The organism is Neptuniibacter sp. (genome assembly GCF_024231755.1).
Lineage (GTDB): Bacteria > Pseudomonadota > Gammaproteobacteria > Pseudomonadales > Balneatricaceae > Neptuniibacter.
The window spans coordinates 16913-27433 of record NZ_JAAEQH010000167.1 but is presented as its reverse complement, the minus strand read 5'-3'; the positions used below and the strand labels follow the sequence as shown (position 1 = coordinate 27433).

The following is a 10521-nucleotide window of genomic DNA, read 5'->3' as shown; positions in this document are numbered from 1 at the left end:
CTTATTATATAATCTACGGAATATGCTCCCGCGCCTAAGTCTTGGAAGTTGGACGCTGTTACATCTACACTGTTTACAGTAATCGCACTTGCTGTGTATCCTGCAGTATCAGCTGTGATATTTAACGTTACGGTATCGCTTACTCCGGAAGTGCCGCTATTTGGATTAACTGATAACGCGCTTACTACTGGTGTGTTCGCATCAATTACTAGTGTATTCGCATCTACGGTGGTAAATGCGATGTTCGTATTAGTAGCTGCATCACTTAAAACTACACTTGCGGTGATCGCGCCGGAGCTTACATCGGCATCACCTTCACTTATTATATAATCTACGGAATATGCTCCCGCGCCTAAATCCTGGAAGTTCGACGCTGTTACATCTACACTGTTCACGCTTATCGCGCTCGCGGTATACCCGGCTGCATCAGCTGTAATATTTAATACTACTGTGTCTCCAACTCCAGAAGTACCACTATTTGGATTTACTGATAACGCGCTAATTGCAGGCGGATCAGCATCGCCCCACTTATAATAGTTATCAGCCTGGTTAGTAATTGGCTCACCACCAAGATCAGTTGTATTGTAGTTAAGAAGTACTATTGAATCGCTTAATCTTGTTTTGTCCAAGGCAGGTGCGGTTTCAGCAAAGACGTTGAAGTCTACTTGGCTCTGGGCATCAACAATAACTGTATCACTAGTATCCCAGGTAACCCAGTTATTCGGTGCACCTTCGGTAAGTAATCTAAAGTTTGCCGATGAATATTTTATTTCCGGATACACACGGTCAACAATGGTAAAGGCATCGGAAGCGCCAAACCCAGCGAGGCTATCAACATATAGCGTAAGAGAGTCTGGCGTATCGTCAACTGTTTCGGTAATCAGGAAGTACTTACCACTATTCCCACCAGACGTCATATATACATACCGACCGTCATACTGATTGTCAAAAGTAACTACATCTGCTTCAGTTAAGGTAAGAGTGACAGTAGGACCATTATCTGTATGGGGATCAGTTAGGGACATAGTAGCAATGCCTTCATCAACTGCATAGATAGTTACCGTATCTCCAGCATCAATATTCGCTCCATCCTCAGCAGCATAAATCCAGTTAAACTTAATATCAGGATTAGTCTGGTCATCATTGACTACAAGCCCGAGTTCACTTCCCATATTCACTGCGCTATTTGCTACACCAGCTGCATCCGCACCCACACCTAATACTGGTGAATCTGTGGCAACATGCCAGTCAATAATCCTAAAGGCAGCGCTATTGGGAGCAGCAGACCAACTATCATCAATAATTAAGGTATCGACTGTATTATTACAAATACTTCTAAAGGTATCATCACCTGTCAACCAAACTACATAACCAATCCACTCACCAGCAGTCCATCCTGCTCCAGTTTCAACAAGAGTAGTGGTCGAGTTGCCAGCTCCATCAGAAGTGGCAGAATAGCTTGCATAGAAATTAGGAGCAGCATTAATCGTACCTGCGCCTTCTGCAATCTGATTTGATGTACCTAAGGTATTACCAAAAAGATCATTGTGAGAGTTTATCGGCTCTGAGAGGTCATCAATATCATTAATACCGTAGTCATCATTATAGGAGAGGATGTTATTTCTGATAACGGGATTTGTGGAAGAACTATCAGAGGATATTCCTGAACCAGTATTATCAACGCAGATATTATTAGTGATGATATTATCCGCTCCGCCAGTAATCCTAATTCCTGGATATCTATTATTAAACGCAATATTTTTGCGCAACGCGTTATCTGATGTACTAGTTAGGTCAAAGCCTCGATAATTGTTAGAATGTGAAATATTAGAAATCAAAGTATTATTGTGGCCAGCGCCACTACTAATCACCCTAATACCATAAGTTGAGTTGGAATAGGAAACATTAGAGATAAGAGTATTCTTATTCGAACCATTGTATAATCGGATACCTTCTGGATTACGACAAGTAATGTTATTAATTAATACGCAATCAGACCAGCTATTGGCCGCTATTCCCTGGTTGACGCTACCATCGCAAAAAAGATTATTCTTGATTATTGTATTAGTAACGCTAAGACCCCATAATCCAGAGGTGTTAGATTCTCCAACAACAAAACCATCAATAATATTATAATTTGGAGCCCACAACACTATTCCAGGGTCTACTGTGTATTTCGCATTGATAAATACTGTACCACTAGTATTCCAAGTAATCGGATAAGTGGCTGTACCATCTTTGGACAGACGTACATTCGCACCTCCAACGAGGCCCTCTCGAGCATACGTTCTATCAAAAATGATAAATCCATCACCGATATTAAAACTATCATCACCAGATATAGGCAGAATATAAATTGTATCACTAGCTGCAATTGTATGAGTTATTAAATAATGTCTGCCTTTGTTCCGGCCTGAAGTAATATAGATATAACATCCTTCATATTCATTATCATTAGCAATAATATTATCCACAGCGGTAAAGTATTCATAATAACCGGCAACGGTAATCGTAGAATTAACTTTACTAGACGCTTCATCTACTGCATATGTAGTAATTGTATTGGCTTCGGTTACCGGCTGTTCTAAGTTAGTATCATCATCATGCGCTTGCTGCATGAAGTTATATTCCACATTATCGGTATCGGTACTATTCTTTACATACCCCAAGCGGCCGCCCATATTCACTGTTCCCGGAACAGTTCCGGCAACAATATCCACACCTGCACCTAATGCCGGGCTATCTGCAGACAAATACAAGAAATCAATATTTGCCGGATCAACCGAAATAAAGCTAGGATCTGAAGTTATCGAATTAGCATCTTGAGAAGAAGCAGTATTCCATGCAGCAACAGTGCTGTAATATGATCCGCTCCAGAAACCAACATCTCTCACGTTATTATAAATATTATTATACTCTGAAACAAATCCTGGCTGAGAATCATTAGAAATATAATACTCACATCCCCCGGCTCCTGTAGCATTGTCATAAAGAATGTTATTCTTAAATACATTCCCAGTCGAGCCTTGACTGACAACAATACCATGCACATCATTACTGCTTATGGTATTGTTGTAAAAATAATTATTGTCTGCATCGCCTAAATTGATCCCAACCGACACATTATTATGTAACATATTACCTGAAACTGTATGGCCGCCAGTTGTAGATGCCCAGAACGTCAACCCATTTGCTCCGTTATTATAAATTGCATTATTAATAATCAACGAATTAGTTGATCCCTGAATATATACACCATCGTTTACATTAGAATAAATATCATTCGCCTTAATTAGTAAATCGGAAGATGACTGAATAGCTATCCCACGATAATTATTATGAATAAGTGAATGCTCTATAAATAATAGTTCGCCTGCTGTGTCATTATCTATACCTGTCGCATAAATACCATACTTGTTAGCACTATTCTCTCCCATATAACTTATTTCAGCATATTTTAAAATTATCTCAGAATCCGCCTGGGCATAAATATATGCATTATGTACTCCATCCTGTGTTGCGGCTGTGATCACACAATTCTGATCGTCAAACGCATCTCCCTGTACATCCAGGAACCCAGTGCTATCAACAATTATTCCAAATTGAGCATTGGTTTCACATTCGAATTTTATGGTTGAAGTATCTCCGCCGTCTGCACGCATAGTCAAGGTACCATAAACATTAATATCTCCATCAATAATCATTGTGCGATCGGCTGTGGTATCAAAATCTAATGTGCCGCCTTCGTCAATATTAATACCGGCACATGTAGTTGTCGCATCTTCGCGATCAAACGTAACTGCATCACCACCGGCAATCACAACTCTGTCATCCGGACCCGGCACAGATCCCCCGTTCCATGTGCCGGTAGTATTCCAGTTACCGCCACCTGTGCCATTAGAAAAAATACTATTACCAATCGTAATTGTCTTATCATCCTCTGCCCTATAAATCGTACCGCCATTAGTGGAAAGTTCTAAGTTATCATCTGCGGACGTTGCCGTAAAGTTAGTAAAGCTTAAGTCAGAAATAAGTAAAGTTTCCCCACCGGCAAAGTCTGTAGTAACATCGACTCTCATTGTCTTATTATTAAGGTAAGAAACTGTTGTGCTTGCACTGCCGGAAGCCGTACCATTCAAAGTGCAATCAGTATCTGAAGTATCCCACTCCATATTAAAGGAAGCTGGAATCTTGATGATAATATCATCAGCTATTGTAATTTGGCTGTCTTCATTCGCAGTGATCGTGATTTCCGCGATAGCTGTTGTCGGATCACTCACAAATAAATTCTGGTCATTAGCCGAAGATATTGTAGCTAGTACTCTATATTCATCCGCGCCAACATCCCAATCATTCCTTGTCTCATCATCAATATCAACGGTGAATGTACTAAGCGAATTTCCTGACAATCCTGTCGGACCAAATACGCCACCATCACCAGTTGTGTCTTGTATATGAAGATTTTCACTGCCATCCGTTACATTCACAAAGTATGAGGAATAAGAAGTCTTACTCTGTAAAGTATTTGTTCCTTCCGCTGAAGTATCCGAAGTAATATTGTAATTCGAATTGCCCCAGCTATTACCTGCTCCACCCGGTTCAAAAAAGTCGCTGGGGCCAAGCACAGTATTCATCGCAATACAATTAATGGCATTGATCGTATTGTTGTTCGGACGCATTGAGATACAACCATAAATTTCAGGATTAGGCTCTGATGTTACAACCTTATACACTGTACAGTTTTCAACATTAAGCACGCAGTCATCAACGTCATGAATAGTAATACCCGCACGGGCAATATCATATACAATACTGTTGCGCACTGTAGCAGTAATATTATCTGCCTCAACACAAATACCATGCGCATCCGAGTTGCCTTCTGTGCCGTGGCCATCATCATGTACAATCACAGAATCAATTAAGCAATTATCTCCCCGAATATTGATACCGTCTCTACTGCCCCCGGAATTAGTAGTCCAATTAGTTACCTCAATACCTTCAACGCGAGTATAATCATCCATTATTTGAACACCGTGTCCAGTAATAGAAGGCTCGATTACATATCCAGTGTCAGCTATACCTCTGTGCCTTTGAGTGGCGCCCACTTCACTGGCTACAATAGGCGTATAAATATTAACATACTGATCCTGGTCAGTTGTCCAACCGGTTACTAAAGCCGGCGCAGTATCATTTACTGTATCGTTATAGCATGGAATATTTAAAACATAATTATTAGCAGCTAAGTCCGTAAGATTAAGGTGATCGACATCAGAAGCACAAACTCCACCATCATCTGCATCCACTGCATCGTCAAGTGCATTGAAAGCACGGGTAATAGTGTTAATGCCAGGACTACCTGCTTCATCAGCGGGAAGATCACCGGTAGCAGTGAGAACTTTATAATGTGTGGAATCAATTCTTTGGGAAATATAGGCAATCTCAGAGGTATCATAGGTAATCTTATCACCAACGCCAACATTATCGGGCTGAGTATCAACAGTAGCAATTCCTGAGGCAATATTAATTATCGAACCAGGTGTTGCTAAATCTCCACTATCTGTTCCTACCGAATAATAAATCTGCGTCGGTAATTGATCTGCACCACAATCCCATGCTCCAGAGCGATACTGACCATCAATATCATCGGTAAATGTTCCGGATAAATTTTCGCCAGCATTAATGGCATCGGCACCAAGCTTAATATGTAAATCTTCAGCACCAACCGTTGTTGAGACAAAATTATCAGCAACTAGTTTTCCATGCAGAGAATTAGCACCAGGTGCAGTTGATCCATCGGAATCAATATTATAATCACTGCCTGCTGCCCAAGTAGTACTGCTTACGTCATAACACGTAGTGCATCCTAGAACAAGATTATTCTTAGCTGTAGTTGATGTATAGTAGGTACGTATACCCGTATTACAATCATACACGGTATTATTATATGCAGTACCAGCTTTTATCTGAATACCGATTGAACCACCATAGATAATATTGTTGCGAACATCATGTATGCCCGCTTCCGATGTGCCTCTGAAACATGATTGTCCATCATTAGCTGTCTGGTGATAAATTATATTATTGTAAATTTTTTGGCGGCTCTCATCCGTTTCAATAACGTGCCTGCTAGTTCCGGGGATATTCTGAGCTACGATTAATCCTTCAATCCAAGTATAATCTTCATCAGGCACAATCGCCCTAGTACTATCTGTAGTATTCACAATAGCAAAACCAGTATAATTACTTCCTTCTTTTGCCTTTCCTGTATGTCGTTCTGATAAAGGTGTATAAATCTTCACATAGTGTGTCGAATCGGCACTCCACCCTGCAATATAAACATTCTCATCAATAGCCGTACTTGCCCAATCGTTGTAACATTCGGCAATTTCAATTTCATCTGCGGTAACGAGATTTCTTGATTCTCCTGTTTCCCATGAACTAAGATTTGCATAATGTCCACCCACTGAACCGTTCTGGCTGGTTGCATTTGCTCCAGGCTGATCATAGGTAAAGTGAGTAGTATCAGTCACTGTTTTAATTTCAAACACACCGTCAAACGAAGAATCATCTACACCAAAAATTCTAATCTTCTGACCGGCAACTAAATTATCATGTGCTGCAGTTAAGGTGATTGTAACTTCATTGCTCGCACGCACCGCACCGCTGGCTGCAGCTACTGTGTATGTCTTCCTTATAATATGTGTAACTTCGTTTTTCTGGTCAGCTCCGATATCCCAGTAGCAGGTTCTGGTATGATTATCAATATCATAATCAAATGATTTATGAATATCTGAAGTCAAATCTATCCCGGCATTCAAGCAATCTGATGTTGTCTGCAAATGTAAATCGGCAGCAGATACAAAATCCGGAGTTTTGGTATCTGTATCACCATGAATCGAATTTATTCCAGGCGCAGTATCATCCTTAGAGAAATTATAACCACTCTCTGTAAATGTACCGCTAAAATCGGTCGTATTATCATACGCAATTGTATTCTTAACAACTAATAAATAAGTTGCTCCTGCTCCAGAAACTCCAACATTACACCCGGTAATTGAACAGTTATATACAACGCAATCATACCCAAATTGTCCTCCTCCGGAAATTCCTGTTGCCTGAGAATTTGTACCAATAATAATACAGTTAAATGCATATCCATCTGTTCTTTGTAAAACCAATGCCCCAGTTGCAGCGTTCGGGCCTTTGATCACCAGATTTTCAAAACTAATATCATTGTTCGCATCATCATCTGCCAATGCCCTGACTGACGGTCTAAACTCATTTGTATTAGTTGAATGATCAACGGCCAACCATTCAATTAATACATAGTTATCTCTTATATCTATTGCCCGATTATTATTACTGCCAACCAATAAGAATCCCTCTCCGGAAGTCGGAAGAGTTCCATCATGTCTCTCCCCGACCGGAACCGTAATCTTTACATAATGCGTAGAATCGGTAATGGATCCATCTATAGTCAAATCATCATTCAACCCGCTTGCCCAGTCATTATAACATTCGGCAGTTTCAATTGTATTCCTGCCAGTTGCCGTAATGTCACCGTCGCGATCCGCTTCCCAGGTCGTAAGATCTGTGTACCAAGCTCCGGCAAACGCCTGAGTTGAAGCGCCAAAATCAGGGCCTGTCGCATCAGATGTCCAGACAAACTGAGCCGGTAATTTATAATCAACAGTAATTGTATCAGCTCCGTCATTAACCGCAGTAATACGCCAGAGAACAGCTGGATTCGCTTCATCACTTAAGCAATCCCCCACTCTTATATTAGATAAGTCTGCAGCTGCACACTGTGCGATCCAAGCATCCTGCGATCCGGATACTCCGGTAATATCTACATTAACTCTGTTGTCTCCTATATGTAATGCTATCTCTGTTTCCGAAGAAATATAAATAACTGTCTGCGCTATAGCTGAGGTGTTTGCCATATTTGCCTCACCATCGGTAATATTAGTCCCAACAGCTACCTGTACAGTGAAATTACCATCTAATGTATTTGTATTAGCCACCCAACCATTGCCAACAGTTCCAAAAATTATACGTACTGTATCATTATTAAATGTACTGGTCGCTAAACTAAATGTGCCGTCAGAACCTATAGTCGGAATATTATCGCCATCAGTAACTCCTCCGGCAAAGGTCAATGCCGCTTCCAATTGTGCTTCATCAGGCAAAGCACTTAAAGTTTCAGAGAAGATTAAATCTAATCTATCACCTTTTTCATTCAATACACCTGAAGTCCCGCCTACGTCCGCAGCATAAACATTTACTAATACCGGACCAGCTTCATCAACCTCAGCTATTGTGGCATCAGAAAGACAATCATTTTCATAAGCATCCTCAAATTTATCACTTGCTGTGGTAAATTCAACTGCACTGATGCCAGTACCAAATACTGATGAATTATCAGTAAAGATAGTCACGTATTGATCATTAGCTGCATGTGGACCAGGATTGCCAGGAGTACTTCCACTACTTGAGTCAGTAGTGTCATCCACTCCTGTGCAGACGAAAGTGCCAAAGTCAAATTGCGCACCATCAGCATTATCAATCGAGGCATCACTCATTGGCTCATCAAACTCAACTAGGATTTCATCAATATAACCATCATTATCAGTATCATATAAGGTTGCATCTACAATTGTAGGAGGTGTTACATCAACAATACCCCAATTATAATACCCCCCGCTCTGATCATCATAAAGCTGATTACCAAATTGCGAAGTAATATAGTTTATTAGCACAATTGTATCTTGCAGCCTCACCTTATCAAGATTTGTCTGGGCATAGACGTTGTAGACTTTTTCGGCTTCTGCATCAACGATAACACTACCACTTACATTCCAAGTAATCCAACCAGATGCACCTGATGTTTCCAGGCTAAAGTTGGCTTGGGCATGTGATTTTTCTTTATAAATACGATCAACAATTGTAAAAGTATCAGTTGCCGTAAATCCAGTCGCAGCATCAATCAGAATCGTGATCGTATCCGTGGTATCATCTACAGAATTTGTAATCAGATAATATTTTCCACTGTTAGTCCCTGAAGTCATGTAAACATACATACCTTCATATTGATCATCTAAGGTAATTACATCATTCTCGGTCAAATCAAAGGTAATGGTGGGACCGTTGTCTGTGGGTGCAGCATCAATGGTACCAGTATCTTCATCAACGGCATAAATAGTAATGATATCATCGTCATCGATATTTGCACCATCTTCAGCAGCATAAATCCAGTTAAACTTGATGTCGGCACTTGCCCCATCGTCATTGACTACATAACCTAACTTCGCACCAATATTAACCGTTGTATTAGCCGCACCATCAGCCTGAGCACCAGCACCAAGTGCTGGAGAATCAGCAGACAATAACCAATTAATAATCTTATATGTAGAGGAAGCAGCAACCGGTATTGTGTCCCATGTCGTTCCTGCATAAAGGGTCAAGGTGTTTGCTGTATTGGAAGTAATTCGCCTAAACTGTCCGGAACCTGTGCCCCCATCAATCCAAATTACATAATCAGCATACTGATCAATAGTCCAGGATTTGCTGGTATCCTGCAGCGTGGTAGCACTCTGTGTACCGGTGGCAGTACCCGAATCATGAGCATAGAAATTCGGGGCCAGGGTTACCGTACTTGGCGGAACATCTTCGGTAATATTCAAGTATCTCACACCGTTACCAATAAGCAGATTATAGGAATCCAGCGGTTCAGAAGCGTTATCATTATCACTTAAGCCAATCGTCGCGTTATAGGCAATGAGATTATTCCTCACAACATTATCTGGAGATGTGACCGATAATTCGATTCCGTCGTTGGAATTGCCCACAATAAGATTATTATAAACATAATTATCGCTACTAGAGTTGAATAAATAGATGCCAATCCAATTATTTGAATATATTTCATTGGAGATAAAGCTATTATTTGAAGAACTGTCCCTGAAATAGATGCCATGACTACTATTAGAATACACCTTATTGGCACTTAGGCTGTTATTGCCACTGCCAACGCCATATATTCCTCTATCATTAGCATAAATGACATTAGAGCTCAGGCTATTGTTGTTGGAGCCACTCTGGATAGTAATACCATCTTCAGTATTAGAATACACGATATTAGAGCTCAGGCTATTGTTGGAGCTACCATTGAGATAGATGCCATAATTCTCATTAGAATATACAACATTAGAGATTAGGCTATTGTTAGAGCCACCAAAAAGATAGATGCCTTCAGAAGTATTAGAGCGTGACGTATTGGAACTCAGGATATTATAAGTGCTTGTCAAGAGATGGATGCCATTACTGGTCCCTTGAATTATAAATCCACTAATCGTATTGTAATCTATTCCGCCGCCGTATATTTTATTTCCATCAATAATTACCGTACCATTGGTATCCCAGGTAATCATATAAGAGGCAGTACCGTCTTTACTACCACTAAGTCCCCGTATGTATACCCTATCTACAATCGTAAATTCATCGTCAACACTAAAGATATCA

The 10521-nt window shown here is 40.4% G+C and carries 1 protein-coding gene (running past one end of the window); it reads right to left on the bottom strand.

Annotated features, from left to right (window positions below; all coding sequences use genetic code 11):
* The coding region annotated (locus GY843_RS08950; protein WP_297308727.1) for a DUF2341 domain-containing protein crosses the window boundary (this coding region is incomplete at both ends): on the bottom strand, positions 1-10521 show 10521 of its 27433 nt. 16912 nt of the annotated region lie beyond the right edge of the window.